The 26,461-nt window shown below is 71.1% G+C and carries 22 protein-coding genes and 1 pseudogene; 10 read left to right on the forward strand and 13 right to left on the reverse strand.

Annotated elements, in window-relative coordinates:
- Position 1: 1 nt before the first annotated feature.
- On the forward strand, positions 2–1,072 hold the full coding sequence (gene dapE, locus J2S44_RS23250; protein WP_310417737.1) for a succinyl-diaminopimelate desuccinylase: 1,071 nt from the start codon (positions 2–4) through the stop codon (positions 1,070–1,072).
- Between the two features lie 29 nt (positions 1,073–1,101).
- On the opposite strand, the gene J2S44_RS23255 is transcribed toward dapE, so the two are convergent.
- Positions 1,102–1,263 carry a hypothetical protein gene (locus J2S44_RS23255; RefSeq protein WP_310417740.1) on the reverse strand — a complete coding sequence of 54 codons (162 nt, stop codon included), beginning with the start codon at positions 1,261–1,263 and terminating at the stop codon, positions 1,102–1,104.
- A gap of 272 nt (positions 1,264–1,535) precedes the next feature.
- Between J2S44_RS23255 and J2S44_RS23260 the strand changes: the two genes are divergently transcribed.
- The 5 genes from J2S44_RS23260 to J2S44_RS23280 all read left to right on the forward strand — a co-directional run bounded on the left by J2S44_RS23260 (position 1,536) and on the right by J2S44_RS23280 (position 11,437).
- Positions 1,536–2,333, forward strand: coding sequence for an LOG family protein (locus tag J2S44_RS23260; RefSeq protein ID WP_310417743.1), 798 nt, complete (start codon positions 1,536–1,538; stop codon positions 2,331–2,333).
- Positions 2,333–2,887, forward strand: a complete 555-nt coding sequence (locus J2S44_RS23265) for an LOG family protein (RefSeq protein WP_310417746.1) — start codon at positions 2,333–2,335, stop codon at positions 2,885–2,887. The genes J2S44_RS23260 and J2S44_RS23265 overlap by 1 nt, the downstream gene beginning before the upstream one ends.
- 938 nt (positions 2,888–3,825) lie before the next feature.
- Positions 3,826–7,569 carry an ATP-dependent helicase gene (locus J2S44_RS23270; protein ID WP_374727895.1) on the forward strand — a complete coding sequence of 1,248 codons (3,744 nt, stop codon included), beginning with the start codon at positions 3,826–3,828 and terminating at the stop codon, positions 7,567–7,569.
- Complete coding sequence (locus tag J2S44_RS23275; protein WP_310417748.1) at positions 7,566–11,072, forward strand: ATP-dependent helicase; 3,507 nt, start codon at positions 7,566–7,568, stop codon at positions 11,070–11,072. Before J2S44_RS23270 ends, J2S44_RS23275 begins: the two co-directional genes overlap by 4 nt.
- 173 nt (positions 11,073–11,245) lie before the next feature.
- Positions 11,246–11,437, forward strand: a complete 192-nt coding sequence (locus tag J2S44_RS23280; protein WP_310417750.1) for a hypothetical protein — start codon at positions 11,246–11,248, stop codon at positions 11,435–11,437.
- 40 nt (positions 11,438–11,477) lie between these two features.
- Here the strand turns inward: J2S44_RS23280 and J2S44_RS23285 are convergent, their stop codons facing one another.
- Genes J2S44_RS23285 through J2S44_RS23305 form a run of 5 tightly spaced genes read right to left on the reverse strand, consistent with a single transcriptional unit; the run spans position 11,478 to position 15,561 of the window.
- Positions 11,478–12,404: a sulfite exporter TauE/SafE family protein gene (locus J2S44_RS23285; RefSeq protein ID WP_310417754.1), complete on the reverse strand. Its 927-nt coding sequence runs from the start codon at positions 12,402–12,404 to the stop codon at positions 11,478–11,480.
- Between the two features lie 15 nt (positions 12,405–12,419).
- Positions 12,420–12,860, reverse strand: a complete 441-nt coding sequence (locus J2S44_RS23290; protein ID WP_310417757.1) for an RrF2 family transcriptional regulator — start codon at positions 12,858–12,860, stop codon at positions 12,420–12,422.
- A 13-nt stretch (positions 12,861–12,873) separates the two neighbouring features.
- Positions 12,874–13,749, reverse strand: coding sequence for an ABC transporter permease (locus J2S44_RS23295; RefSeq protein WP_310417759.1), 876 nt, complete (start codon positions 13,747–13,749; stop codon positions 12,874–12,876).
- Positions 13,739–14,509, reverse strand: a complete 771-nt coding sequence (locus J2S44_RS23300; protein ID WP_310417762.1) for an ABC transporter ATP-binding protein — start codon at positions 14,507–14,509, stop codon at positions 13,739–13,741. Before J2S44_RS23300 ends, J2S44_RS23295 begins: the two co-directional genes overlap by 11 nt.
- Positions 14,506–15,561, reverse strand: coding sequence for an ABC transporter substrate-binding protein (locus tag J2S44_RS23305; protein ID WP_310417764.1), 1,056 nt, complete (start codon positions 15,559–15,561; stop codon positions 14,506–14,508). Before J2S44_RS23305 ends, J2S44_RS23300 begins: the two co-directional genes overlap by 4 nt.
- Before the next feature lie 187 nt (positions 15,562–15,748).
- Between J2S44_RS23305 and J2S44_RS23310 the strand changes: the two genes are divergently transcribed.
- The 3 genes from J2S44_RS23310 to nudC are packed head-to-tail and all read left to right on the forward strand — an operon-like array spanning position 15,749 to position 19,313.
- Positions 15,749–17,017, forward strand: a complete 1,269-nt coding sequence (locus J2S44_RS23310; RefSeq protein WP_374728010.1) for a M16 family metallopeptidase — start codon at positions 15,749–15,751, stop codon at positions 17,015–17,017.
- Positions 17,014–18,381 carry a M16 family metallopeptidase gene (locus J2S44_RS23315; RefSeq protein ID WP_310417766.1) on the forward strand — a complete coding sequence of 456 codons (1,368 nt, stop codon included), beginning with the start codon at positions 17,014–17,016 and terminating at the stop codon, positions 18,379–18,381. The genes J2S44_RS23310 and J2S44_RS23315 overlap by 4 nt, the downstream gene beginning before the upstream one ends.
- The gene (nudC, locus tag J2S44_RS23320; protein ID WP_310417769.1) at positions 18,378–19,313 is read left to right on the forward strand and encodes an NAD(+) diphosphatase; all 936 of its coding nucleotides are present in this window, start codon (positions 18,378–18,380) and stop codon (positions 19,311–19,313) included. Before J2S44_RS23315 ends, nudC begins: the two co-directional genes overlap by 4 nt.
- A gap of 42 nt (positions 19,314–19,355) precedes the next feature.
- On the opposite strand, the gene J2S44_RS23325 is transcribed toward nudC, so the two are convergent.
- The 3 genes and pseudogenes from J2S44_RS23325 to J2S44_RS23335 form a co-directional block, all read right to left on the reverse strand.
- Positions 19,356–19,640 carry a hypothetical protein gene (locus J2S44_RS23325; protein ID WP_310417772.1) on the reverse strand — a complete coding sequence of 95 codons (285 nt, stop codon included), beginning with the start codon at positions 19,638–19,640 and terminating at the stop codon, positions 19,356–19,358.
- Positions 19,641–19,901: 261 nt separating this feature from the next.
- Positions 19,902–20,846, reverse strand: a complete 945-nt coding sequence (locus J2S44_RS23330) for a helix-turn-helix domain-containing protein (RefSeq protein WP_310417777.1) — start codon at positions 20,844–20,846, stop codon at positions 19,902–19,904.
- A 185-nt stretch (positions 20,847–21,031) separates the two neighbouring features.
- Positions 21,032–21,127: pseudogene (locus J2S44_RS23335) on the reverse strand (thioredoxin domain-containing protein); the annotation flags it as partial.
- A 49-nt stretch (positions 21,128–21,176) separates the two neighbouring features.
- Here J2S44_RS23335 and J2S44_RS23340 point away from each other — a divergent pair.
- Positions 21,177–22,895, forward strand: coding sequence for a recombinase family protein (locus J2S44_RS23340; RefSeq protein ID WP_310417780.1), 1,719 nt, complete (start codon positions 21,177–21,179; stop codon positions 22,893–22,895).
- A 792-nt stretch (positions 22,896–23,687) separates the two neighbouring features.
- Here the strand turns inward: J2S44_RS23340 and J2S44_RS23345 are convergent.
- The 4 genes from J2S44_RS23345 to J2S44_RS23360 form a co-directional block, all read right to left on the reverse strand.
- Positions 23,688–24,491 carry a protein kinase family protein gene (locus tag J2S44_RS23345; RefSeq protein WP_310417783.1) on the reverse strand — a complete coding sequence of 268 codons (804 nt, stop codon included), beginning with the start codon at positions 24,489–24,491 and terminating at the stop codon, positions 23,688–23,690.
- Positions 24,492–24,571: 80 nt separating this feature from the next.
- The gene (locus tag J2S44_RS23350) at positions 24,572–24,736 is read right to left on the reverse strand and encodes a hypothetical protein (protein WP_310417787.1); all 165 of its coding nucleotides are present in this window, start codon (positions 24,734–24,736) and stop codon (positions 24,572–24,574) included.
- Positions 24,733–25,857, reverse strand: coding sequence for a radical SAM protein (locus J2S44_RS23355; protein ID WP_310417790.1), 1,125 nt, complete (start codon positions 25,855–25,857; stop codon positions 24,733–24,735). Before J2S44_RS23355 ends, J2S44_RS23350 begins: the two co-directional genes overlap by 4 nt.
- Positions 25,858–25,990: 133 nt before the next feature.
- The gene (locus J2S44_RS23360) at positions 25,991–26,113 is read right to left on the reverse strand and encodes a hypothetical protein (protein WP_310417793.1); all 123 of its coding nucleotides are present in this window, start codon (positions 26,111–26,113) and stop codon (positions 25,991–25,993) included.
- Positions 26,114–26,461: the final 348 nt, after the last annotated feature.

Genomic DNA, 26,461 nt, shown 5'->3' on the forward strand with positions numbered 1-26,461 from the left:
CATGGCGAACCCGCTGACCCCCGACGTGCTGGCCGACCCGGTCGCGCTGACCCGCGCCCTGGTCGACATCGAGTCCGTCTCCCGCAACGAGAAGGAGATCGCCGACTGCATCGAGCTGGTGCTGGCCGACGCGCCGCACCTGACCGTGCGGCGGCAGCAGAACACGCTGATGGCCCGCACCGACCTCGGCCGGGAGCAGCGGGTGGTGCTGGCCGGGCACCTCGACACCGTGCCGTTGAACGACAACTTCCCGTCCCGGCTGGTCGACGACCTGATCTACGGCTGCGGCACCGCGGACATGAAGGCCGGCACCGCGCTGGCGCTGCACGTCGCGATGACCGTGCCCGACCCGCGGTACGACGTGACGTACTTCTTCTACGAGGCCGAGGAGATCGACTCCGAGTTCAACGGGCTCAACCTGGTCTCCCGGGCACACCCGGAGTGGCTCACCGCGGACTTCGCCGTCCTGCTCGAACCGACCTACGGCGTGGTCGAGGCGGGCTGCCAGGGCACCATGCGCGCAATCGTCCGGACCACCGGCCGGCGGGCCCACTCGGCGCGGTCGTGGCGCGGCGTCAACGCGATCCACGCGGCCGGTGAGGTGCTGCGCCGCCTGCAGGACTACGCGCCGCGCTCCGTCACCATCGACGACTGCACGTACCGGGAGGGGCTCAACGCGGTCCGGATCCACGGCGGCGTGGCCGGCAACGTGGTCCCGGACCGCTGCGAGGTCGAGGTCAACTACCGCTTCGCACCGGACCGGTCGATCGCCGAGGCCGAGGCCCACGTACGCGAGGTCTTCGCGGGTTTCGACCTGGAGATCACCGACGCGGCGCCGGCGGCGCTGCCCGGCCTGGGCGCGGCGCCGGCCCGCGAGTTCCTGGCCGCGGTCGGCGAACGCCCGGCCGCGAAGCTGGGCTGGACCGACGTGGCCCGATTCGCCGCGCTCGGCATCCCGGCGCTCAACTTCGGCCCCGGCGACCCGAACCTCGCGCACACCCAGGACGAGCACGTCGAGATCGGCCGGATCCGGGACGGTGCGGCGACGCTGCACCGCTGGCTGGCCTCATGAGAAAGGGCCCCGCTCCCGCGGGGCCCGTCTCACGCTGCACAATCCTGTGTGGACTTCTCCTCGGACTTCTCGTCCTCGGACTCTGCCGTGGCCGCGCCGTCCAGCAGGGCCATTCGCCGTTCGGCGACGACGTCGCGGATGCGCCGTTGCATCTGACGTCGATGCCGGAGCATCTCGTTCCTGTTGAGCACGGTGGCTCCTCCCCCCGAGGTGACCCGGGCCGGTGCCCGGGCGCCGTGCTGCGCACTTTGTGAATTAAAGACGTTCGTTCCTTAAGTTTGGTTGCGGCCGTCCTTAGTTTCTGTCGAATTTTCTCCAGATCCGCCCGGCCGGGGTCGGCCGGACGGTCAGATACCCGTCCCCGTCGTGCATTACGGTGATCGCATGAGGGGTGTGTCATGAGCGAATCGCCGACTCGGCGCGGAGGCCCGTGCCGGCCAGGGGACGACGCGGGGGAGACGGCATGAGCGGCCGCGGGCGACTGACACCGGAACGGCACCGGGGGCCGGTCACGCTGCGGCGCGACTCGATCGAGCCGTCCACCGCGGACCAGAAGCTGCTCGACTCCCGGCAGCGCGCGGACTGGAAGACAAGGGACGCGTGGCGGGCACTGCGCATCCTTTCCGAATTCGTGGAGGGATTCGACAGCCTCGCCGATCTGCCGCCCGCGGTCAGCGTCTTCGGCTCCGCCCGCAGCAAGCCGGACAGCCCGGAGTGCGAGACGGCCGAGCGGGTCGGCGGCGCGCTCGCCCGCGCCGGATACGCGGTGATCACCGGCGGCGGGCCGGGCGTGATGGAGGCCGCGAACAAGGGCGCCAGCGAGGCCGGTGGGCTCTCCATCGGGCTCGGCATCGAGCTGCCGTTCGAGCAGGGCCTCAACGAGTGGGTCGACGTCGGCATCGACTTCCGCTACTTCTTCGCCCGCAAGACCATGTTCGTGAAGTACGCGCAGGGCTTCATCGTGCTGCCCGGCGGCTTCGGCACGCTGGACGAACTGTTCGAGGCGCTCACGCTCGTGCAGACCGGCAAGGTCACGCGGTTCCCGGTCGTGCTGATCGGCACGGCGTACTGGCGCGGCCTGCTCGACTGGCTCCGCGACACGATGGCGGTCGACGGCAAGATCGGCCCGGCCGACCTCGACCTGATCTGCGTCACCGACGACGTCGACGAGGCGGTCCGCTACATCGTGGAGGCGGACGCCGCGATCGCCGCCGAGCAGACCGCGGCCGGTGACCTTCGGCGTGACGTGGAGGACTCCTGATGGCCGCGATCTGCGTCTTCTGCGCCTCGGCGAACAACCTGGAGCAGCGCTGGCTCGACCTCGCCACCGAGACCGGCCGCCAGATCGGCGCCCGCGGCCACACGCTCGTCTCCGGCGGCGGCTGCGTCGGCATGATGGGCGCGGTCGCGGACGGCGCCCGCGCCGCCGGCGCCTACACGCTGGGCATCATCCCGCAGTCGCTGGTGGACATGGAGGTGGCCGACACCGCCTCCGACGAACTGGCGATCACCGACGGCATGATGTCCCGAAAATCCCTGATGATCGAGAAGTCCGACGCGTTCATCACGCTCCCCGGCGGCCTCGGCACGCTCGACGAACTCTTCGAGGTCTGGACCACCGGCTCGCTCGCGATCCACCGCAAGCCCATGGTGCTGGTCAACACGGACGGCTTCTACGACGGCCTGCTCACCTGGCTCCGCTCCCTCACCGACGCCAACTTCGTCCGCGAGCGCGCCCTGGCCGACCTGATCGTCGCCGACACGCTGGACGCCGCCTTCGACGCCCTCGAACCCCGGCTCACCACAACCCCATAACCCCGGGTCCCGGCCCGTCCGCATCACCTTCCGCCGCTCCCGCCGGAGACCGGTCGGCCGCAGGCCGGCCTCCCTGCCACTCCCGCCTCACAAGCCCCCAACCCCTCCTGCCCCGCCGGTCCCCGCGGTTCCGGCGCCGCTGGTCCCTGCGGTTCCGGCGCCGCTGGTCCCTGCGGTTTCCGGCGCCGCTGGTCCCGGCGGTTCCGGCGCCGCTGGTCCCGGCGGTTCCGGCGGTGCCGGCCCGGCGGTTCCGGCGGTGCTGTCTCTGCGGTTCCGGCGGTGCTGGTCTCTGCGGTTCCGGCGGTGCCGGAATGGTGCGAGCCACCCGTGACATCTGCCGGTGCCTGTGCCGGGTTGCTTGCGATTTCGGGCGCTCCGCGCCCGAAATTTCGCCCTATGTCGCTCGCGCTGCTTCCGGCCGGTGGAGTGAATCGGCCTTATGGATCATTGACCGATGCGAAAGGTAGGTCAACTTCGCTGAATGACCTCACTTTTGCATCGGTCAATGATCCTTTCCGTGATTGCGATATGTCCGGCAACCGGTCCCGCTTCATGTCCGGAGGTCGGCGTCCGCCACATGCGGACATATCGGATGCGCGTCGGGAGGCGGGCGCACCGCGCACCTGGCGGCGTGGTGTGGGAGACACGCGGCGGTGGTGGGCGTCACGCGTGGAGGCGCGGTAGGCGGAAGCGGTGCCACGCGGGGTGATGCGGAAACCGGTATCGCGCGGGGTGAGGTGAAGGGTGGCGTCGCGCGGGCTTTGTGCGGCGCGGGGCGGGGCGGATGGTGGCGTCGCGCGGGGGTGGGCGGTGGATGGTGGGTGGCGTCGCGCGGGATGGGCTGGAGAGCGGCGTCGTGCCGGGGCGGAGCGTGGGGCGGGGAGTGGGTGGGACCAGGCGATATGTGGGCTGTCGGTGGGCCGTGGTGAGATAGCGCGATGACTGTGGTGCCTCGGCGGACGTATCGGCTGGTGCGCCGGCCGCCGGTCGCCGCGCCGGCGTTGCTGCCGGATGCCGCGCACGACCGGATCGTCGCCCATACGGACGGTCCGCTGCTCGTGGTCGGCGGGCCGGGCACCGGCAAGACGACCACGCTGGTCGAGGCCGTGGCCGCGCGCGTCGAGGCCGGCGCCGACCCGGAGCGGATCCTGGTCCTGACGTTCGGCCGGCGCGCCGCGCAGTCGCTCCGGGAGCGGATCGAGGCCCGGATCGCCGGGCTCGACGACCACGACGTGGTCCACCAACCCATGATCAGAACCTTCCACGCGTACGCCTACAGCCTCCTTCGCCGTGCCGCCGCCGAGCGCGGCGAGCCGTCACCGCGCCTGCTCACCGGCCCGGAGCAGGACCTGGTCATCCGCGAGCTCCTGGAGATCGTCGGCGACCCGGACGCCGCCGCCCACCCGACGCCGGACACGGCCCGACTGCTCCACAGGCCACCCGCCGCGGAACACCCGTCCACCGCGAACCGGCCGGGTGCCGCACCCGGTCGCGCGGGCGGTTCGCCCGGTGACGTGGCCGAGGTCTCGGAGCCCACCGTGGGTGCGGATGCCGGGCCGTCGGGTGACGATCCGTACGGCTGGCCGACGGGGTTGCGGCCGGCGCTGCGGACCAGGGCGTTCGCGACGCAGCTGCGTGACCTCATGCTGCGGGCGGTCGAGCGGGGCGTCGGGCCGGCCGACCTGACCCGGCTGGGGGAGCGGCTGGGGCGGAGTGACTGGCCGGCGGCGGCACGGTTCCTGCGGGAGTACGCGGCGGTGCTCGCGCTGCGCGACAGCACCGGGCGCGCGGCGGCGGCCTATGACGCGGCCGAACTGGTGCGGGCCGCGATGACGTTGCTCACAAACGATCCGGAGCTGCTGGAGTCGGAGCGCCGGCGGGTCGGCCACGTCTACGTCGACGAGCTGGCGGACACCGATCCGGCGCAGGTCGCACTGCTGCACCTGATCGCGGGTGGTGGCCGGCCGCTGGTCGCGTTCGCCGATCCGGACTCGTCGGTCTACGGCTTCCGGGGCGCGGATCCGTCGATCGTGACGGCGTTCCCGGCCCGGTTCCGCACGGCCTCCGGCGCGCCGGCGGCCACCGTCACCCGGACCGTCTCCTACCGGGCCACCCCGGACCTGGTCGACGCCGTTCGCCGCGTCGGTCGGCGCCTGCGCGGCCCGGTCGCCCACCGCAACCTGACGTCACCGCCGCCCCCACCCGCGTCCGACCCGGCACCCACCCCGGATCCCGAACCGGCTCCGTCGGCCGGCACCCCCGCGGCGGCCCGCGCCCTCGAAACCGACCCCGGCACTGCCGCTGACCCCGTTGGCACCAGCACCGCCGACGCCGAGCCGACGGAGGCCGACAGTCCCGCGGAGGAAGACAGCCCCGCAGAGGCCGACAGCGCCGCGGAAGAAGACAGTCCCGCAGAGGAAGACAGTCCCGCGGAAGAAGACGGCCCTGCTGAGGAAGACGGCGCCGGGAGTGGAGGGCTCGGGGAAGCGCTGCGGGTGCGGACGTTTCGGTCGGCCGTGGCCGAGTCGGCGTACGTGGCACATGCGCTGCGGGAAGCGCACCTGATCGGCGGCGTGCCGTGGGCGCGGATGGCGGTGATCGTCCGGTCGGCGCTGTTGCAGTTGCCGCCGTTGCAGCGGGCGCTGCACGCGGCGGGCGTGCCGACCGTGACCTACGCCGAGGATCTGCCGCTGCACCTGCAGCCCGCGGTGGCGCCGCTGCTGCTCGTGCTGCGGTGCGCGCTGGAGCCGGACGCGCTGGACGAGGAGGCCGCGGTCACGCTGCTGCACTCGCCGCTGGGTGGCGCCGACCCGCTGGCCGAGCGCCGCCTGCGGCAGGGGCTGCGGGCGCTGGCGCACCGGAACGACGACCGCCGCTCGTCCGGCGAGCTGATCGTGGCGGTGCTGCGCGACCCGGCGCCGTTGGACGGTGTGGACCGCCGCTGGGCCCGGCCGGTGCGGGCCGTCGCGCACCTGCTGGAGACGGTGCGCACGGCCGCGGCCGACCCGGCGAACTCGGTCGAGGACGTGCTGTGGGCGCTGTGGCAGGCGACCGGTCTGGCGGACCGCTGGTACGCGGCGAGTGTCCGGGGTGCGCCGCCGCGGGCCGGGGAGAGCGGTCACGTGGAGCGGGCCCGCGCGGACGCGGCCGACCGTGATCTCGACTCGGTGCTGGTGCTGTTCGACGCGGCCGCCCGGTTCGCGGACCGGCTGCCCGGCGCGCGTACCGAGGTGTTCCTGGATCACGTGCTGGGCCAGGATCTGCCGGCCGACTCGATCGCGCCGTCCGCGGACCGGGGCGACGCGGTGCGCCTGCTCACCGCGCACGCGGCGAAGGGCCTGGAGTGGGACGTGGTGGCGATCGCCGGTGTGCAGGAGGGCGTCTGGCCGGATCTGCGGCTGCGCGGCAGCCTGCTCGGCTCGGAGCGCCTGGTCGACCTGCTCTCCGGCCGGGCCGGTCCGGAGGCGGCCGCGCTGGCCGGGCAGACGTCCGCGCTGCTGGACGAGGAGCGGCGGCTGTTCTACGTGGCCGCGTCCCGGGCGAGGGCGAGCCTGCTGGTCACGGCCGTGGAGTCGGCGTCGGTCGGCACCGCGGACGGCGAGGAGCAGCCGAGCCGGTTCCTGCACGAGATCGGGCAGCTCGGCGACGTACCGGCGGAGGATCTTGATCTTCAGGCGAGGACGGTGCCGCGCGCGCTGACGCTGGCCGCGCTGGTGGCCGAGTTGCGGACCGCGCTGACCGATCCGCGGGCGAGCGAGCACCGGCGGCGGGCGGCGGCCGGGGAACTGGCCCGGCTGGCGCGGGCCGGGGTGCCGGGTGCGCACCCGGACGAGTGGTGGGGCCTGCGCCGGCTGTCCGACGACCGGCCGCTGGCCGACGACGGCGAGCCGGTCCGGGTCACGCCGTCCACCATGGAGGGTGCGCTCCGGTGCAGCCTGCGCTGGCTGCTGGAACGGCACGGCGGCAACCCGCCGGCCGGGCCCGCGCAGGGGATCGGCAACCTGGTGCACGCGGCCGCGATGCTGGCTGAGGACGCGAACGCGGACCGGGAGCGGCTGATCGAGTACGTGGCCGGCCGGTTCCCGATGATCGAGCTGGCCGCGCGCTGGCTGGCCGGCCCGGAGCAGTCCCGGGCCGAGGGCATGGTGGACAAGCTGCTGCGCTGGCTGGCCGCGAACCCGCGCCGGCTGCTGGCGATCGAGCACGAGTTCGCGGTGCGCCTGGACGACGGCACGAAACGCCCGATCGACCTGGTCGGCCGGGTCGACCGGCTGGAGGTCGACGACGCCGGCCGGCTGGTCGTGGTGGACCTGAAGACCGGCCGGTCGACCGCGGTGACCGCGGCGGACGTGGCCGAGCACCCGCAGCTGGCCGGCTATCAGGCCGCGGTCGAGGCGGGCGGGTTCGCGGACTTCGGCCTGGAGTCCGGCGGGGCCGCGCTGGTGCAGCTCGGCACGGACACGAAGGCGGCGCGCGAGCAGAGCCAGGGCGCGGTGGCGGACAGCCCCGATCCAGGCTGGGCGGAGGAGCTGGTCCGGCGTACCGCGGACACGATGGCGGCGTCCACGTTCTCCGCCGTGGTCAACAAGAAGTGCCGGACCTGCCCGGTGCAGACCGCCTGCCCGGTCTCCGGCCGCGGCCGGCAGGTCGTCGAACCACCCATCAGGAGACCGGGTACGTGACGGAACAGCCCGCCCTCTTCACCACTCCCGAGAGGCCCCGCCGGATCCGGGCCGACGCCGGTCCCCGGTTCACGCCGGGCGAGCTGGCCCGGCTGCTGCACCTGCACCCGCCCACGCCGGAGCAGGCCGCGATCATCGCCGCGCCGGTGGAGCCGCTGCTGGTGGTGGCCGGCGCCGGCTCGGGCAAGACCGAGACGATGGCCGCGCGGGTGGTCTGGCTGGTGGCGAACGGGTTCGTCCGCCCGGAGCAGATCCTCGGCCTGACGTTCACCCGGAAGGCCGCGGGCGAGCTAGCGCACCGGGTGCGGACCCGGCTCGGCCAGCTGGTCCGCCGGCTGGGCCGGGAGATCGCGGGCGAGCCGACCGTGGCGACGTACCACTCGTACGCGGCCCGGGTGGTCACCGAGCACGGCCTGCGCGGCGGGTTCGAGCCGTCCACGCGGTTGCTCACCGAGGCGTCCCGCTGGCAGCTGGTCGACATGATCGTCCGGAACTTCCCGGGTGACCTCGGCGTGGTCGGCCGGGCGCCGGGCACGATCACGGACGCGGTGCTGGCGCTCTCCGGCGAGCTGGCCGAGCACCTGGTCAGCACGGACGAGCTGGCGAGCTGGACCGGCCGGTTCATCGGCGAGGTCGGCGGTCTGCCGGGCAGTCCGGGCCGGCCGGTCCGGGACGTGCTCGGCCGGCAGCAGGCCCGGCTCGGCGTGCTGCCGCTGGTCCGCGCGTACGAGGCGCGCAAGCTGGAACTGGAGGCGATGGACTTCGGCGACCAGATGGCGCGCGCGGCCCGGGTCGCCCGCGACCATCCGGAGGTCGGCCGGGTCGAACGGGACCGGTACCGGGTGGTGCTGCTCGACGAGTACCAGGACACCAGCCACGCGCAGGTGGTGATGCTGCGCGCGCTGTTCGGCGACGGCCACCCGGTCACCGCGGTCGGCGACCCGTGCCAGTCGATCTACGGCTGGCGGGGCGCGAGCGCGGGCACGTTGGACCGGTTCCCCACTGATTTCAGGCACCGGAGCGGGCAGAGCGCGCCGATACGTGCGCTCACCCGGTCGTGGCGCAACCGCCCCGAGATCCTGGAGATCGCGAACGCGCTGTCGCTGCCGCTGCGCACCGCGGGCGCCCGGGTCGCGGCGCTGCGGCCGACGCCGGGCACGGCCGAGCCGCTCGGCGGGCACACGGTCCGGGCCGCGCTGCTGCTCACGCACGACGCGGAGGCGGACTGGATCGCCGACCAGATCGTCCGGGCGTGGCAGGCCGCGGGCGAGGACGACACCGCGCTGCCGGAGGAGATCCCGGTCGAGAGGCGGCCGACGACCGCGGTGCTGGTCCGGTTGCGCAGCCAGATCCCGGTGATCGAGGACGCGCTGCGCGCCCGTGGCGTACCCGTGGAGGTCGTGGGTCTGGGTGGTCTGCTGGACACGCCGGAGGTGCGTGACGTGGTCAGCACGCTGCGGGTGCTGGCCGACCCGGCCGACGGCGCGTCGCTGTTGCGGCTGCTCACCGGCCCGCGCTGGCGGATCGGCCCGCGCGACCTGGTGGCGCTGCACCGGCGCGCGCAGCGTCTGGCGCGCGACCGGGCGGTGGACGCCGATCCGGACGACGCGGTGATCCACGACCCGCTGGACGAGGCCACGCTGGTCGAGGCGCTCGCCGATCTGGGTGCGCCGCAGCAGTTCTCGGCCGAGGGCTACCACCGGTTGCACGCGTACGCGGCCGAACTGGATCTGCTCCGGGACCGCCTGGACGCGCCGCTGCCGGACCTGGTCGCGGACGTGGAACGGACGATCGGCCTGGACGTGGAGGTCGCGGTGCGCGCGTCCGCGGCCGGGGACGCCGGTCTGGCCCGCGCGCACCTGGACGCGCTCGGTGACGTGGCCGCGCGGTTCGCCGGCGAGGCGGACGGCGGCACGCTCTCCGGCTTCCTCGCGTTCCTGGCCGCGGCCGAGGAGGAGGAGCGCGGGCTGGCGCCCGGCCAGGTCGACGTGGTCGAGGGCGCGGTGCAGATCCTCACCGCGCACGCGGCCAAGGGCCTGGAGTGGGACGTGGTCGCGGTCGCCGGGCTGACCAGGGATGTCTGGCCGGGGCCGGTCCGCGGCTCCGACCACTACCTGGCCGGGATCGGCGTGCTGCCGTTCCCGCTGCGCGGTGACCGGGACGGGCTGCCCGCGCTGGACCTGTCCGGCGCGGAGACGCAGCGGGACGTGGCCGGCGCGCTGGAGCGGTTCGCGCAGGACTGGAAGGAGCACGACGAGCGGGAGGAGCGGCGGCTCGCCTACGTCGCGGTGACCCGGCCGCGGCGGCTGCTGCTCTGCTCCGGCTTCTGGTGGGGCGACCGGGTGGTGAAGCCGCGCGGTGCGTCCGTGTTCCTCGAGGAGATCCGCGCCTCCTGCCTGGCCGGGCACGGGGACGTCCCGGTCTGGGAGCCGCCCCCGGAGCCGGGCGCGAAGAACCCGGGAGCATCGGCGACGGTACGGGTGGAGTGGCCGGCCGATCCGCTCGGCTCCCGCCGGCCGGCGCTGGAGGAGGCGGCCGACCTGGTGCGTGAGCTGCTCGCGGCGGCCGGCTCGGCGCCCGCGGCGGAGACCGAGCCGGAGATCCACGTGAGCCCGCTGGAGGCGGCCCTCGGCGCGCCCCCGGCACCGTCCACCGCGGACGAGGAGCCGCCACCGGCGGACGCGCCCCGGTCGGCCGAACCGCCGTCCGAGGCCGGGTCCGAGGCCGGGTCCGAGGCCGGGTCCGAGGCCGGGGGGAACGGGGCCGCGGACGCGGGTGCGGCGGAGGCGCGCGATCCGGCGGAGGAGGCCGAGGTGGCCGGTTGGCGGCGGGAGGCGGATCTGCTGCTGGCCGAGCGGGCCGAGCACGCGCGCCGCGACGGCCCGCTGGAGGTGGCGCTGCCCGGTCACCTCTCCGTCTCGCAGCTGGTCACGTTGCGCCGCGACCCGCAGGCGCTGGCCCGTTCGCTGCGCCGCCCGATGCCTGCCGCGCCGGCGCCGTACGCGCGCCGGGGCACCGCGTTCCACACCTGGCTGGAGCAGCGCTTCGGTCCGGCGCGGCTGTTCGACCTGGACGAGCTGCCCGGCGCCGCGGATTCCGGCGCCGCGGACGACGCCGAGCTGGCCGAGCTGCAGGCGCGCTTCCTGGCCGGCGAGTGGGCGGACCGGACACCGATCGAGGTGGAGGTGCCGTTCGCGACCGTGATCGGCGGTGTGGTGGTGCGCGGCCGGATGGACGCGGTCTTCCCCGCGCTCGGCGGCCGGTTCGACGTGGTCGACTGGAAGACCGGCGCGCAGCCGTCCGGGGAGGCGGCGCAGGCGGCCGCGGTGCAGCTGGCGGCGTACCGGCTGGCCTGGGCCGCGCTGGCCGGGGTGCCGGTGGAGCACGTGCGGGCCGCGTTCTACTACGTGCGGGACGACGTGACGGTCCGTCCGGCGGACCTGCTCGACCGGGCGGCCCTGACCGAGCTGATCGGCTCCGTCCCGTACCCCGGTGGCAATTGATGTGGTCCGTTCCGCCGATGTGCGCGTAGTGCTGATGTAAGGAGCCGTACGGCCGAGGTGAAGCGTCCGATGGTCGACTGTGCATCGACCCTTGACCGGACATGCTAAGCGCTCGGGCGAGACGTTGAGACATGTCGACTCGTCGTCGGGTGAACGCAAACGGGGGTTCTGCGGTGAGCAACGGAAAGGGCGGGATGGGGGAGATGGCGCTGGTCTTCACGCTGGCGCTGCTGGGGGTGGGGCTGGCGTCGCTGGCCGCGTTCCTTCCCTGGTACGAGTCGTCCGCCGTGGAGAGCGTGATAGTCGAGTTCCGGATCCCGTTCTTCGACGCGCCGGACGCGTCGGCCCAGGGCTCGGAGCCGTGAGTGCGTGGGGCGGTCCGGTCCGGACCGCCCCACGCCGTGCTCAGACCGCCGCGGCCCGGTGCTTCTCCGCCTCGGCGTCGATCGCCTCGACGGTCTCCAGGTCGCGGTACGCCCGGTACTGCCGCCACGAGTACGCGATCGCGCCGGCCCAGACCAGGTAGATCACCGCGTAGACCGCGTACCGCGCGGTGTCCGGCGCGTCGATCCAGTCACTGCGCAGCAGCGACCGGGTGTTCGTCAGGACGATGATGCCGCCGACCGCCGCGCCCAGGATCCGCGGCGGGATGTGCCGGACCAGCCAGGCCGCGATCGGCGCCGCGATCACGCCGCCGAGCAGCAGCGCCACCACCCAGGTGAAGTCGATGTTCTCGCTGCCGATGCCGAGCAGGAAACCGATGCTGGCCGCGACCGCCACGATGAACTCGCTGGTGTCGATGGAGCCGATCACCTTGCGCGGCTCCAGGCGCCCGCTGGCCAGGATCGCCGGCGTGCCGACCGGGCCCCAGCCGCCACCGCCGGTGGAGTCGACGAAGCCGCCGAACAGGCCGAGCGGCGCCAGGAAGCGCTTGCGCAGCGGCTGGCCCAGTCGGTCCTTGGGCAGGCCCCAGGCGGTGAACCGGACCAGGATGTAGATGCCGAGGGCGAGCAGGATCAGCGCCATCACCGGCGCCGCGACCTCGGTGGAGAGGCTGGACAGGAAGGTCGCCCCGGCGAACGCGCCGATGCCGCCCGGGATGCCGATCTTCGCGACGACCCGCCAGTCGACGTTGCCGAACCGCCAGTGCGACGCGCCGGAGACCAGCGTGGTGCCGATCTCCGCCAGGTGCACGGTGGCGGAGGCCGCGGCCGGGTTGGTGCCGATCGCGAGCAGCAGGGTGGTGGAGGTGACGCCGTACGCCATGCCGAGGCTGCCGTCGACGAGTTGCGCGCCCAGCCCGACCAGGGCGAGCAGGATGAGTTTCCGCATGTGCCGCTCCTGTTTCTACCGTGTGGTGGCTTCATGCTCCAGGCGGGCCCGGGACAGCAGGTCCGCCAGCGTGGCCGTGTCGACGACCTCTTCGATCGCCTCGTGCACGGCCAGCCAGACGTCGGTCAGGCCGGCCGCGACGCCGTGGTAGCCGGCGGCGTCCGCGGGCAGGCCGCGGACCATGGTCAGCGAGCCGCTCACCGCCCGCAGGACGTCGCCGACCGTGATCGCGTCCGCGGGGCGGGCCAGCGCGTACCCGCCCTCGACGCCTCGGTGGCTGTGCAGCAGCCCGGCCCGGCGCAGGTCCAGCAGGATGCCCTGGAGGAAGCTGAGCGGGATCTCCTGCGAGGTGGCGAGCGTGGCGGCCTTCACCAGCTCACGCGTCTCCCGGTGGTCGGTGTCCGCGATGGCGAGCATCGCGCGGACCGCGTAGTCACTGCGCGCCGAGACGTACATGGGCGGTTCCTCCTCAGCTGTTGCGGTCCAGCAGTCCCCAGCGGCGCCGGATGGCCCGGTCGGCGGCGCCGAACGCGGCGTCCGCCAGCAGGCCGAAGACCAGGATCGCGATCATGATCGAGATGAGTCGCTCGGTGTCGCTGAGTTCGCGGGCGTACTGCAGCTGCGCGCCGATCGACGTCTTGGTCGCGATCACCACGAGCAGCTCGCCGGCCATCAGGCTGCGCCAGGCGAACGCCCAGCCCTGTTTGAGCCCGGCGACGATGGCCGGCAGCGCGGCCGGTGCGATGACGTACCGGTAGAGCGTCAGGCCGCGGGCGCCGATGTTGTGCCCGGCGCGGCGCAGCAGCGGTGGCACGTAGTCGACGCCGTGGATCACGCCGTTCGCGATCGACGGCGCGGCGCCGAGCACCACCACGAAGAAGATCGCCTGCTCGCTGAGCTGGTAGAGCATGATGGCGAGCGGGAACCAGGCGATCGACGGCATGGTCTGCAGCGCGGTGATCATCGAGCCGATCGCGGCGCGCAGGATCCGGCTGCTGGAGACCGCGAGCCCGAGCAGCAGCCCGACCCCGACCGCGGCCGCGAAGCCGACGCCGGCTCGCCGCGCGGTGGTGCCGAGACCGGACCAGAACGCCTCGGACCGCACGTACGCCCACAGGTCCGGGCCGACCACGTCCGGGCCGGGCAGCACGTAGGCCGGCTTCCAGCCCGACCAGACCACGACCTGCCAGGCCAGCACGGCCAGCGCGACCGCGGTGAGCTTTGGCCAGGTCTGGAACCAGAGCCGGCCGGCCCGTGACGGGCCCTTCTCCCGGCCGGCGATCTCCAGCGCGTCGAGGCCGGAGATCGCCTCCGGCTCCCGCGTGACGAGCGTGTCACTGGCCATGGCGGATGACCTCCCTGCGCAGGCGGTCCGTGACGTCGGCCGCGATCGCGGCGACCTCGGGCGCGTCGATGCGCCGGGGCCGGGGCGCGTCCACCACGGTCTCGTGGATGATCCGGCCGGGCCGGCTGGAGAGCAGCACGATGCGGTCGGCCAGCCGGGCCGCCTCGCGCACGTTGTGCGTCACGAACAGGACGGTCAGCTCGCGCTCCAGGTAGATGCGCTCCAGCTCGTCGTGCAGGATGTCCCGGGTCATCGCGTCCAGCGCGCCGAACGGCTCGTCCATCAGCAGCACCGGTGTGTCCAGCGCGAGCGTGCGGGCCAGCGCGACGCGCTGCCGCATGCCGCCGGAGAGCTGGTGCGGCCGGTGGGTGCCGAAGTCGCCCAGGTGCACGGTGCGCAGCAGGTCCGCGACCCGCTCCCGGCGTTCCGCCTTGCCGACCTTGCGCAGCTTGAGGGGCAGCTCCACGTTCGCGCCGACGCTCAGCCAGGGGAAGAGCGCGGACTCCTGGAACATCAGGCCGGGCCGGGCGCCGCCGGCCACCGTGATCTCGCCGCCGGACGGTGAGTCGAGGCCGGCGACCAGGTTGAGCAGCGTGCTCTTGCCGCAGCCGGACGCGCCGACCAGGCAGACGAACTCGCCGGGCCGGACCGTCAGGCTGAGGCCGTCCAGCGCGAGGACGGCCTCACCGCCGCGGCCGTAGACCTTGGTCACCCCGTCGAGGGAGACCGCGGCCTCGGCCGGCGCCTGGGTGGTGGTCATGGCTGCGGGACCTCGGCCTCGCCGGCGGCCTTCAGTGCCTCGTTGAGGTACGACAGGTCGTAGAGGCCCTTCAGGTCGACCGGCTGGGTGAGCTCCACCGCCACCGCGTGGTCCAGGCCGGTGGCCAGCGAGGACGCGATCGGGTCGTTGGTGAACTCGATCGTCTTCCAGGCCTGCGCGATCAGCTCCGGGTCGAGGGGCTTACCGGTGATCTTGCCGATGTGGTCGGAGATCGCCTTCTGCGAGTCCGCCTCGTTCTTGTGCAGGTGGTCGTTGGCCGCGACCTGGCCGGCCACCAGGGCCTTGACCACGTCCGGGTGCGCCTTGAGGAACTTCGTGCTGACGATCAGGTTGGTGATCACGAACTTGCCGTCCGGCCACAGGTCGCGCTCGTCCACGAGGACCTTGCCGCCCGCGTTGACCAGCCGGGACACGAACGGCTCCGGCACCCAGGCGCCCTGGATCGCGCCGCTGGTGAACGTCTCGACGGTCTGCGCGTTCTCCTGCGGCACGATCGAGACGTCACCGCCGCCCTCCTTGGTGGCGGTGAGGCCCTTCTCCTTCAGCCAGTAGCGGAACGCCACGTCCTGCGTGTTGCCCAGCTGCGGGGTGGCGATCTTCTTGCCCCGGAGGTCCTCGACGCCGTTGATCTCCGGCTTGACCACCAGCGCGACGCCGCCGGACGCGGACCCGGAGACCACCCGGACCGCCTCGCCGTTCGACTTCGAGTGCGCGTTGACGGTCGGGTTCGGGCCGATGTAGGTGGCGTCGATCGCGTCCGAGAAGAGCGCCTCGACCGCGGCCGGGCCGGCGTTGAAGGTCTTGGTCTCCAGCGTGACGTTGCTACCGAGCTTGTCCTGGAAGATGCCCTTTTCGACGCCCACGACGGCGGAGGCGTGCGTGATGTTCGGGAAGTATCCGAGCCGCAGCGTCACCGGACCGCCGTCCGCGCCGGCGGCCTCGCCGGTGTCACCGCAGGCGGTGAGCGCGCCCACGGTGGCCGTGGCGAGGGCCACGGCGGCGGCCAGGGTTCGCAGCCGAAGAGAGCTCATCGAGATCCAATCCAGATATTGCCTACTTGTTTGATAGGAACAATCGATTCGGTGGGGCTTCCCGGTCAAGATGATGTCCGCATGCTGGGAAGGTGGACCGGGTGCGTCGGGAGCCGATGGCGCGGGAAAGCGCTAATGTCGCAGGGTGGCCCGGAGATCCAACAAAATAGCCGCGACGCGGTACCCGATCGAGCGCGTGACGCTCGCCAACGGACTGCGCGTCGTCCTGGCCCCCGACCGCAGCGCACCCGTGGTCGGCGTGGCCGTCGTCTACGACGTGGGCATCCGCTCGGAACCGGAAGGGCGGACCGGCTTCGCGCACCTCTTCGAACACCTGATGTTCCAGGGCTCGGCGAACCTGGAGAAACTCGCGCACTTCCGGCACGTGCAGGGATCCGGTGGCACCTTCAACGGCTCCACCCACCTGGACTACACGGACTACTTCGAGGTGCTGCCGAGCAACGCGCTCGAGCGTGCGCTCTTCCTCGAGGCGGACCGGATGCGCGGCCCCCGGCTCACCGAGGAGAACCTGCGCAACCAGGTCGACGTGGTGAAGGAGGAGATCCGGGTCAACGTGCTCAACCAGCCGTACGGCGCGTTCCCCTGGCTGTCGCTGCCGCCGGTCATGTTCGACACGTTCCCGAACGCGCACGACGGCTACGGGTCGTTCACCGACCTGGAGAGCGCCACCGTCGCGGACGCGGCCGACTTCTTCGAGCGGTACTACGCGAACGGCAACGCGGTGCTCTCCGTGGCCGGGGACTTCGACGTGGCCGAGGCCACCGCGCTGATCGAGCGGCACTTCGGCAGCGTGCCCGCGCGGCCGGCCCCGGTGCGGCCGTCGTTCGACGAGCCGGACCTGACCGCGGAGCGCCGCCGGTCGTACACGGACCGGCTCGCGCCGCTGCCCGCGGTCGCGGCGGCCTGGCGGGTGCCGGACCCGATCACCGACTTCGCCGGCTACCTGCCGTACGTGGTGCTCGCCGAGGTGCTGACCGACGGCGACGCGTCCCGGCTGGTCGAGCGCCTGGTGCTGAAGGACCGGTCGGTCACCAGCGTCGGCGGCTACCTCGGCTTCATGGGCGAGCCGTTCGAGGTGCGCGACCCCACCGCGCTGCTGCTCCAGGCGCACCTGCCACCGGGCGGCGACACGGACAAGCTGCTCCGCAGCATCGACGAGGAGCTGGACCGGCTGGCCGAGGACGGCCTGGCCCCGGGCGAGCTGGCCCGCACCCAGGCGCGGATGGCGACGCACCTGCTCCGGGACACGGACGCGGTGCTCAGCCGTACCCTCCGGATGGCGGTTCTGGAACAGCAGCGCGGCGAGCCGGAGCTGCTCAACCAGCTGCCCGTGCTGCTCGGCGACGTCACCGAGGAGCAGATCCGGGCCGCCGCGGCCACCCTCCGGCCGCAGCGCCGGGCCACCGTCGAGGTCATCCCGGGAGCGGCACGATGAGCCCTGCGAAGATCAAGCCCGTCCAGGTCCCCGAGCTGGTCACCACGCTGCCCGCGCTGGGGCCGACGACCAAGCTGCAGCTGCCCAAGGAGGCCGAGGCCACGCTGCCGAACGGGCTCACCGTGATCGCGATCCGGCGGCCGTCCGTGCCGCTGGTCGAGGTCCGGCTGCGCATCCCGTTCGGCAAGGCGCACCCGGCCCGCGCCGCCATGCTCGCCCAGACGCTGCTGTCCGGCACCGACACGATGTCCTCCGTGGAGATCGCGGCGGAGCTGCAGACGGTCGGCGGCGGACTGAGCGCGGGCGTCGATCCGGACCGGCTGATCCTCTCCGGGAACGGCCTGGTCGGCGGCCTGGAGCGGATCCTGGAGCTGCTCGGCGAGGTGCTCACCGCGGCCCGTTACCCGGCCGAGGAGGTGGCCACCGAGCGCGCCCGCCTGGTCGACCACATCCAGGTCGCGCAGAGCCAGCCGCAGCACGTGGCCCGCACCGCGCTGCTCAAACGGATCTACGGCCGGCATCCGTACGCGAACCAGCTGCCCGAGCCGGAGCAGGTCAAGGCGATCCGCCCGGCCCAGCTGCGCGCGCTGCACTCGGAGCGGGTCCGGCCGGCCGGCGCCACGCTGGTGCTGGTCGGCGACATCACCCCGGCCAAGGCGATCGACACCGCGGAGCAGATCCTCGGCGGCTGGGCGATCGGCGGTGACGTGCCGGCCACCAAGTGGGCGGTCCCGGCCGTACCGTCGCTGGTCCCCGGTGCCCTGATGGTCGTCGACCGGCCGGAGTCGGTGCAGTCGTCGCTGCGGATGGCGCTGCCCGCGGTGCCCCGCACGCACCCGGACCACGCCGCGCTGATGATCGCCAACCTGATCTTCGGTGGGTACTTCTCGTCCCGCTGGGTGGAGAACATCCGCGAGGACAAGGGCTACACGTACGGGCCGCACTCCGCGATCGAGCACCTGGTCGCCGGCTCCTCGCTCACCGTCGCGGCGGACGTGGCCACCGAGGTCACCGGCCCGGCGATGCTGGAGACGCTCTACGAACTGGGCCGGATCGCCAGCCTGCCGCCGGCCGAGGACGAGCTGGAACAGGCCCGGCAGTACGCGCTGGGCAGCCTCCGGCTCGGCGTCGCCACCCAGGCCGGGCTGGCCGGGCTGGCCACCACGTACGCCGGCTCCGGCCTGCGCCTGAACCACCTCGCCGAGCACTCGGCCCGGCTCGCGGCCGTCACCAGGGACGAGGTGTTCGCCGCCGCGTCGACCTACCTCGCACCGGCCCGCGCGGTCACCGTCGTGCTCGGCGACGCCTCGCGGATCGAAGCGCCGCTCGCGGCCCTGACCCCGATCGAGAAAGCACAACCGTGACGCACGAACGCCCGGGCCCACCGCTGGCCCGGACCACACTGGACCGCTCCGCCCACCGGCGGCGCGACGCCGAATGGCTGGCCGCGGCCTGGGAACGGGCCCGGGTGCTCGTGCTGGACACCCGCTCCGGCGGGCGCACCCTGATCACCGACGACAACCGGCTGCTGCTCTTCACGCCGGAGAGCGCGCCGCGCGTACCGGTGGAGTCCCGGCTCTTCCTCGGCGAGGAGCCGGACGGCGGGCCGGTCTTCGCGGTCGACGCGCCGCTGCCCACGGTCGCCGGCGCCCGGCCGGTGAACCTGCGTGACGTGGGCCACCAGCTCGACGACCGTGACGCCGGGCTGATGACCACCGCGCTGGCGCTGGCGAACTGGCACGCGGCCTACGGCTTCTCCCCGGTCAGCGGCGGCGCCACCAGCGCGCACGAGGCCGGGTGGAGCCGGATCGACGCCGGTGGCAAGCAGGTCTGGCCGCGGACCGACCCCGCCATGATCGTGCTGGTGCACGACGGCGTGGCCGGGCCGGACGGCCGCTGCCTGCTGGGCAACAACGCGGCCTGGACCGGGGCGGCCGACATCCGGCGGTTCTCCTGCCTGGCCGGGTACGTCGAGCCGGGCGAGTCGGCCGAGGCCGCGGTGATCCGCGAGGTGGCGGAGGAGGTGGGGCTGCCGATCGGTGGCATCAGCTACGTCGCCAGCCAGCCGTGGCCGTTCCCGGGCTCGCTGATGCTCGGGTTCACCGCGACCGCCGATCCGTCGCTGCCGGTCACGGTGGACCCGGAGGAGATCGTCGAGGCCCGGTGGTTCACCCGGCGCGAGATCCGCACCGTCCTGGACGGTGGCACGGTGCTGACGCACGACGGACTGCGGGTCGGCCTGCCGATGGGGGCGTCCATCGCGCACTACCTGATCGCCAACTGGGTGGCGGAGTAGCGGCCGGGGCCCGGGCGCGGCCCGCGGTGCGCGTTCCGGCCGTCACCGGGCCTCGTCGGGCAGCGGCTCCAGGTCGCGGGCCTGCCAGCCACGGGGATCGCCGACTCTGATGATCTTCACGCGCTGGCGGCCGGAGCGCACCGAGCCCATCGCCGACAGCGCCCGCGCGAGGTCGAGCGCGGCGGACCGGTCCTGCGCCAGCACGGTCTGGCGCCGCGGCTCGGGCGTGGTCCGCTCATCACGCACCGATTTCCCGTCGGCCCACACGGACTCCATCGACCCCGTCTCCACCGGCCGGATATCGGTGCGGACGATCAGATAGCGCATGATCCACTCCCCAGCGACGCCGTGACCCTCGGTAGTGGCCGGCATGCAATTCCCACCTAAGTGGAAAGTGCAACCGTCCACCACGGACATGTTCCTGGCAGCTATTCGGACCCGGCAAGCACGGAGATTTCCGCACGGCTCAGCGCCACCCGATCGAGTGAAAGTCTCTCACTTTGCGTAACCCCACCACCGTACGTGAGTTGTCGCCGGGCCGGGGGGCGCGTCGAAGATCAAGATCGGGGCGCGCGGCGGGGGTCGGTCTCAGGAGGAGAGATGCTGGTCCGGAGCGCGACGCTGAGCCGGTGGGTGCACCGTGGCGTGCAGGGTCTCCGCGGCCTCGACGAGCCACCGCATGGAGTCCTCCGGGGAGAGTGCCGCGTCGCGGAGCCAGTCGTAGACGGTGGCGTAGTGGCGGACCTCGTCGGCCTCGTTGACGAACATGTCCCGTTCGAGGGTCTCCACCGCGACCGTCTCCGGGTCCTGCGGGTCGGCGAAGCGGTAGATCGAGAAACTGGTGTGCGCCAGGTACCAGTTGCCGACCGTGGCGGTGCGCGGCAGCACCCGGATCGTGACGTTGGGCAGCGCACCGATCCGGCGGAGGTGGGCGGCCTGGCCGCGGAGGATGTCGGGCGGGCCGCCGCGGCCGGTGAGCGCGGTCTCCTCCAGCACCACGTCGTAGCGCGGCGCGTCGTGGCGGCGGGTGAGCAGGGCCTGCCGCGCGATCCGCGCGTGGATCTGGTTCTCCAGGCCCTCCGGGCTGTGGCCGTCGGCGGGAGGGCTGGCCAGCGGGTGCGCGGAGATCAGGCGAAGGCGCGCGTACTCCGGGGTCTGGAGCAGGCCGGGAACGTAGGACGGCGCGTACTCCCGGATGTCGACGCAGCCGGCCTCCAACTCGGCCCAGTCGCGCTGCTGCGGCGTCATCACCGGGTAGGCGCGCAGCCAGGCCCGGGTGTTTCCGGCGTCCCGGGTGATCGCGATCAGCTCGTTGCGGGACTCGCCGTCGACGCCGTAGAGATCGAGCAGGTCGAGCACGTCGCCCAGGTCGGGGCGGCTGCGGCCGTTCTCCAGACGGGACAGTTTGGAGGCGGAGGCCCAGCCGATCCGCTCGATGACCTGGTCACCGGTGAGGCCGGCGGTCTCCCGCAGCCGGCGCAGCGCCTGTCCGAGCCGGCGTCGCCGCACTATCGGGCTCGGAGCAGGGGACACCGCAACCTCCACGTGTCAGCCGATCGTTTCGCCATCGCCCATTATGAACCGCTTCATTGATACGCGGGGGACGCGCATTGCGAATGTCCAAGGCGCAGATCAATAGAAATCAGGCATTCTGCCGAACAAATACGGCCGCCGATCGTAAATGATCAAGATCGGCGGCCGTATATATGGCACAGCGCTCAGGCGGCGAGCTCCGCGAGATGGGCCTTCACCTGGACGATGGACGGGTTGGTCAGCGCGGACCCGTCCTCGAAGCGCAGCGTGGGCACGGTCTGTAGAGTTGCCCCACTGGCTGAGGTGATCAGTCAGCATGGGGCGGAACCAGTGAACAAGCCCAGAGCCCTGGGTGTCGTCCGCCTCTCGGTCTCGAACGAGAACCAGACGGGCGAGGAGACGCAGCGTAGGCGCATCACGAAGAGGGCCGAGAGCGAGGAGATGGAGCTGGTCGGCTGGGCGGTCGACATCGACGTCTCCGGCTCCACGTCGCCGTGGATGCGTCCGTCCATCGGTGACTGGCTCACGAACCGCAAGGACGAGTTCGACCACATCATCGTCTTGAAGATCGACCGGATCGCTCGGTCGGTCCGCCACCTTACCGGGCTGATGGAGTGGTGCTCGAAGCACGGCAAGGGCCTCATCTCGTGCGAGGAGGGCTTCGATCTGTCCAAGCCGTGGGGGAAGGTGGTCGTTCAGATCCTCGCGGTTGTGGCGGAAGCTGAGCTGGACGCGATCACCGCACGGATCAGAGCTTCGCGCGAGGCCATGCGGCAGCACGGACGGTGGCCGGGCGGTCTGGTCCCGTTCGGCCGACGGTCCGTGAAGGGCTCAGACGGCTTCACGTTGGAGCTTGATCCCGAGTACGGTCCCGTCCTCAAGGAGATGATCCGGCGGTTCATCGACACGCCCAGCTTCTCGGGGGTGGCGCAATGGCTCAACGAGCAGGAGATCCCCACGGTCCAGGACATCGCTCGTCTCCGGTCGGCCAGAGGGGAGAGCACGACGCGTCTGATCGCTCCGGAGGCCAGGGGCAGGAAATGGCTGCCGAACGCGGTCCAGGCGATCCTCACCAACCGGTCACTCCTGGGCGAATACCAGACGGCCGATGGCTCCGTCCTGCGAGGTGACGACGGCGCACCCATCATGAGATCGCAGCCGGTCCTCGGCATGGAGGAGTGGGCCGTCCTCCAGGACGCCGTGAACTCCGTGAAGTACAGGAAGCCGCGAGGGTCGTCCTCTGCCCTGCTCGGTGTCGCGTTCTGCCTCACGTGCGGCAATCCCCTGTACTTCACGAAGGCGGAGCCGGCCCGTAGCAGGAAGGCGCGATACCGATGCCACGGCAACAAGAGCAAGGGGCAGCCAGCGTGCAAGGGTGCGGCGCTCACTGCGGAGCGCCTGTACGCGTGGGTGGAGGAGTTGCTTCTCATACAGATCGGCGACCTGGAGATCATGGAGTCGGTCACGAAAGCCGGTGACGACGAGCAGGCCCGCAAGCTCGCGATCATTGACGGCGAGATGAACCAGCTCACGAAGGAGTTCCGGGCTGGTCGCCTCGAAGCAGTGGCCTACGCCTCCCAGGTCGCCCAGCTTGCCAACGACCGGGAGCAGGCGTTGAAGGCCGGTAAGGCCAAGCCGGTGACCCAATGGGTCCCAACAGGGGAGACCTACGGCAACTGGTGGAAGAGGTCAACGGAGGAGGAACGGCGGGAGTTCCTGACCAGGCGTGGGTTCAAGGCGTATGCCGGTATGGGCTTGCTCGTCATCACTCCCGGGGATCTGCTTGGCTTCCTTGAGCAGCGTCAAGCAATCAGTTTCGGTGACGTGCCTGCCGAAGCCTTCGGTAAGCCGCATCTCTGGTGGGATAGAGGGGATTATGAGACCCTCGAAGAGGCGAAGGACAAGCTTTACGCCTCGGGCTTCTTTACCCGGTTCTTTCAGGACCTGCCAGCCGATGCGCCACGTGCGATCATTGATGTAAGCGATAACCTTTACCTGCCTCGGGATAGCGACTCCGACGCAATCGCAGATACCCGCTTATCGAGTTAGTTGAGGCGTTATGGGCTCTCTTCGGAGAGCCTATAACCGTCTATATGAGCTTCCTTAATGGCTCAGGCTTGGTGCGAGTGTTGCATCAATATTCCGGGCGGCGGTCTTTTTCTTCGCTGGATATCGGATATTGCCCAGAAGCCCCCGTAGGGGGCCATTGGCAGCTATGTGGCTAAACCGTAAAATGCTATAGCGGCTATGGAGCTGAAATTGTAAACGGTTGGCTGGGTTAACGGTAGGCGGCTAAACCAGCCTTGCAGTATAAGACCCCGTAGGGGTTTGTTGGGGTTTAACGGGGATATGCGGCTAACCGTAAGCTGGGCTAGCGGCTTACCGTAAGCTGGATATAGCGGTTATGAGGTGGAGCTGTAAACGGTTGGTGGTTGACCGTAAGCAGGTAACCAGCTTTGCAGTAGAAGACCCCGTAGGGGTCTATACAAAGGGTAGGCAGCATAACTGCGAAGCAGTTATTCCGGTTTCGCACGCGCGCGAGGCCGGAGCGTTTGGGCTGGTCGAGGGTGGGCTGGAGGGTCGGATTGCCGCTTTCGACATCCGCCACCGCCTCAGCGGCCTTCTGGCGTGCTGGGCGGGTCTACCCTAGACCCCGGGTACCGCCCAGGCTCGTTCGGGCCGCAGTGTAGATCTCAGGCCCCCTGGCGATCCCGTCATGATCTTCGGTGGGGGCGTGGGCTGCCAACTCTTGAGCACACCGCCGTCGTCCCTGCTGGGCAACCAGAGTGCTCCGCGCTGAGGGCCTTCTGTCGGCACATTTGCTTTGCCGCAGCCGTCGGGTTAGCAACGTAGCCGGAATGCCTCCCATTCGGCCGAGGCGTCAACCATGCGCTCGGTCCAGGGATCTGTGCTGCCCTTGCCGATATGAGACCATAGCCTCGCGTTTGCTGTTGCAAACTCGTTGAGTCCTTCGCCTGTCGTTATTTGCCATGTCGGCACTTTGCTTGCCCAGCGTTCGGCCGAGGGTGGCTGATGCCCGGATGCGATAAGCCAAATTACCCAGTAGGCGGCATCGAGCCATGGGGCACCTCGGGTGGCCCATCCCCAATCAACGATCCGAGCTTTCCCTTTGTATACGATGATGTTGGCGTTGTTAAGATCGGTGTGCAGTAGGGAGTCGCCGATGAAGTGGTGAACGCTACCGGGGCGAACGTAGGCTTGAAGTCGCTGGCCGGCATCCCGCAACTCAATGTCCGGGCGCGGGATTTCGCTCATCTGGGTTAAGAGGTCGACGACTACCGGGACATGAAATGAGCTAGGGCTGTAATCGGCCACGCTGCCTTGCAACATCTCGAAGACGAGTACGTCCCAGCCGTATTTCACGACTCGCCCATGAAGCTTCGGCGCAACTGCGTGCACGTGCGGCGCGACTTCGGCTTCTCTTGCCTGCGTCCATGACCATCGGTTGCCGGATCGGAGCGCCTTGACGAAGAAATGCCCCTTGGCGCTCGCCAGTTTCACCCCCACCGCGCTGTTGAAGCCTTCGGCTACCGGCTCAACGGTGATCGGGGTTCCTGTGATCTGCTCAATGGCGGCACGGGTCCCTACGGGCAGGGCGTCATACGAGACTCGATGAACTGACATGTGAACTTCCTGGTCGACCGGATGGCCCTGGGACGTCTGGCACGACAACGCCCCAGGGTCTTACCGGGTTGTGGCCGTGCCTAGCGGTAGGGGTTGTCGTCGCCGCAACCGCGCTGGTTGCCGCCGGTCAGGTCGTCGATCTGCGTGATGACGACCCCGGTGGGCTCCGGCGCGGGTGCCGAGCGGATCACGGTGCTGAGCGCCTGCTGCGGGCGGCTGATGATCTCGATCGGGACGGGGCTCATGAAGCCTCCTTCATGCCGTGCTGACAGTAGTGACTGAGTGGAGCCTTCGCCTCCTGGTACACCCGTGCCATGGGTCGGCATACCCGGCAGGTGGATGAGAGCTTGCAGCCCGTGCATCCACCTGTGCGAAGCATCTGGGCGTCTGCGATGCCGGGCAGACGCAAGAGCCCTTGCGGGCCTTCGGTGATCAAGCTGATGGGGTTGTCCCGGCCGACCTTGCACATCGTCGCGAAACCGTGCGGGTCGACGTGGAACGACGTGTGTCCCGCCGGGCAGCCCTGGAAGACATCGCTCTTGCCGATCAGGTCGGGAACCTGCGTAGCGAGCGTGGAGCCCTTGCCGGTGTAGGTCGGTGAGATGGAGGCGTACTCCTTGAACCGCAGGCCGAGATCTCGCACCATCGCTCGCATCTCGTCCAGCTCGGCGACGTTGTGCTTGGTGATGATCAGGGTGACCTCGACGGGAAGCCCGGCTGCAGCCGCCGCGACGAGCCCGCGATAGGCGTTCTTGAACGCCCCTCGTGTCTGCGTCAGGGCGTCGGCGGTCTCCGGGCTTGCCCCGTACATCGACACGGTGATCTTGTGCGGCTGACGCCTTCTGAACGCGTCCAGCAGGTCTTCCCGGTAGAGGCGGGAGCCGTTGGTCAAGATCTCCATCATCATCCCGGCCGCGTGGGCTCGATCGTACGAGGGCACGAAGTCCGGGTCGATGAGCGGTTCGCCGCCGGTGATCTCGAACCAGATGACGCCCATGTCGCGCAGCATGTCGATCAGACGCAGCTTGTCCGCGAGCGGTAGCCCGGCGAAGGGGCGTTGTTCGAGGTAGCAGTGCTCACAGGAGAAGTTGCATCCCTTGTTGATCTCCCATGAGGCGCGGCTGTACGTGACCGGCAGAACCGACGGTGGCCGGACCACAAGCGCCTCGTTGACCGGGCGCGCCGTCAGGTCCAACCCCCACGCCTGTCGCGCTACCTCGGCGAACCAGCCGGGCATGACCGCGTTCTGATCGGCCAGGTCGGCAAGCTCGGCGTAGTACCTGGAGGGAAGCTGCATGGCCGCGTTCTGACCCGCCCGGACAGCGATGAACTTGTCCTCCTGCGGACTGACGATTGCCTGGTACATCGGTCCTCCTGTCCTGGTCAGTCAGTGGTGGCGCGTGAGCGCGGGCGGGCGTGACGGGAGCGGGGGCATCCGCCACGCCCGCCCACTCCCGTCAGGAGGGCCGGCTCTGACGGGCTTCGAGAGGGCTCGGGTTTCAGCGGGAGGTCGCGTCGATCAGGCGGTTGGGCGTTCGGGGAATCCAGCCCATGAACCGTGGCCAGAAGTCGATGTCGGCGGGCTTGGGGTGCCGGACCGCATCCGCGATGGCTTCGTGCATGTGGGCTGCCATGTACATCCGGAGTAGGAGCCGTGAATGCCGGAAGGTCCTCAGCAGCGCAGCGCGTCTCTCCTCGCACGGCCACGCCTGACCACAGCTCGACACCTTGCACGTCCAGTCGGGTCGCGAGGGAGCGTGGAGAGTCGCTGTCTCAGCCATCGGTTCTCCCTCCTGACCGTTGCCGCCCGCCGCCCCTCGCTCGGTTGCTGAGAGCGGCGGGCGGGGCACTGGTGAGTCGATGAGGTGCATCGACGCGAAAACGATCGCATCTGCGCAGCCTCGGACACACCTCTGTGGTCGGTCGTGGACGATCGGATCTGTGTGTAGGGCTGAGCTGCGGATACACCC

Origin of the sequence: Catenuloplanes niger, assembly GCF_031458255.1 — a bacterium.
Taxonomy (GTDB): domain Bacteria; phylum Actinomycetota; class Actinomycetes; order Mycobacteriales; family Micromonosporaceae; genus Catenuloplanes; species Catenuloplanes niger.

Coding starts and splice junctions, on each gene's coding strand:
- J2S44_RS23355 (WP_310417790.1), bottom strand. CDS start 25,857: ATGTACCAGGCAATCGTCAGTCCGCAGGAGGACAAGTTCATCGCTGTC.
- J2S44_RS23350 (WP_310417787.1), bottom strand. CDS start 24,736: ATGAGCCCCGTCCCGATCGAGATCATCAGCCGCCCGCAGCAGGCGCTC.
- dapE (WP_310417737.1), top strand. CDS start 2: ATGGCGAACCCGCTGACCCCCGACGTGCTGGCCGACCCGGTCGCGCTG.
- J2S44_RS23325 (WP_310417772.1), bottom strand. CDS start 19,640: ATGCGCTATCTGATCGTCCGCACCGATATCCGGCCGGTGGAGACGGGG.
- J2S44_RS23265 (WP_310417746.1), top strand. CDS start 2,333: ATGGCCGCGATCTGCGTCTTCTGCGCCTCGGCGAACAACCTGGAGCAG.
- J2S44_RS23305 (WP_310417764.1), bottom strand. CDS start 15,561: ATGAGCTCTCTTCGGCTGCGAACCCTGGCCGCCGCCGTGGCCCTCGCC.
- J2S44_RS23290 (WP_310417757.1), bottom strand. CDS start 12,860: ATGTACGTCTCGGCGCGCAGTGACTACGCGGTCCGCGCGATGCTCGCC.
- J2S44_RS23315 (WP_310417766.1), top strand. CDS start 17,014: ATGAGCCCTGCGAAGATCAAGCCCGTCCAGGTCCCCGAGCTGGTCACC.
- J2S44_RS23300 (WP_310417762.1), bottom strand. CDS start 14,509: ATGACCACCACCCAGGCGCCGGCCGAGGCCGCGGTCTCCCTCGACGGG.
- J2S44_RS23295 (WP_310417759.1), bottom strand. CDS start 13,749: ATGGCCAGTGACACGCTCGTCACGCGGGAGCCGGAGGCGATCTCCGGC.
- J2S44_RS23270 (WP_374727895.1), top strand. CDS start 3,826: ATGACTGTGGTGCCTCGGCGGACGTATCGGCTGGTGCGCCGGCCGCCG.
- J2S44_RS23360 (WP_310417793.1), bottom strand. CDS start 26,113: ATGCACGAAGCCATCGCGGATGCGGTCCGGCACCCCAAGCCCGCCGAC.
- J2S44_RS23285 (WP_310417754.1), bottom strand. CDS start 12,404: ATGCGGAAACTCATCCTGCTCGCCCTGGTCGGGCTGGGCGCGCAACTC.
- J2S44_RS23260 (WP_310417743.1), top strand. CDS start 1,536: ATGAGCGGCCGCGGGCGACTGACACCGGAACGGCACCGGGGGCCGGTC.
- J2S44_RS23345 (WP_310417783.1), bottom strand. CDS start 24,491: ATGTCAGTTCATCGAGTCTCGTATGACGCCCTGCCCGTAGGGACCCGT.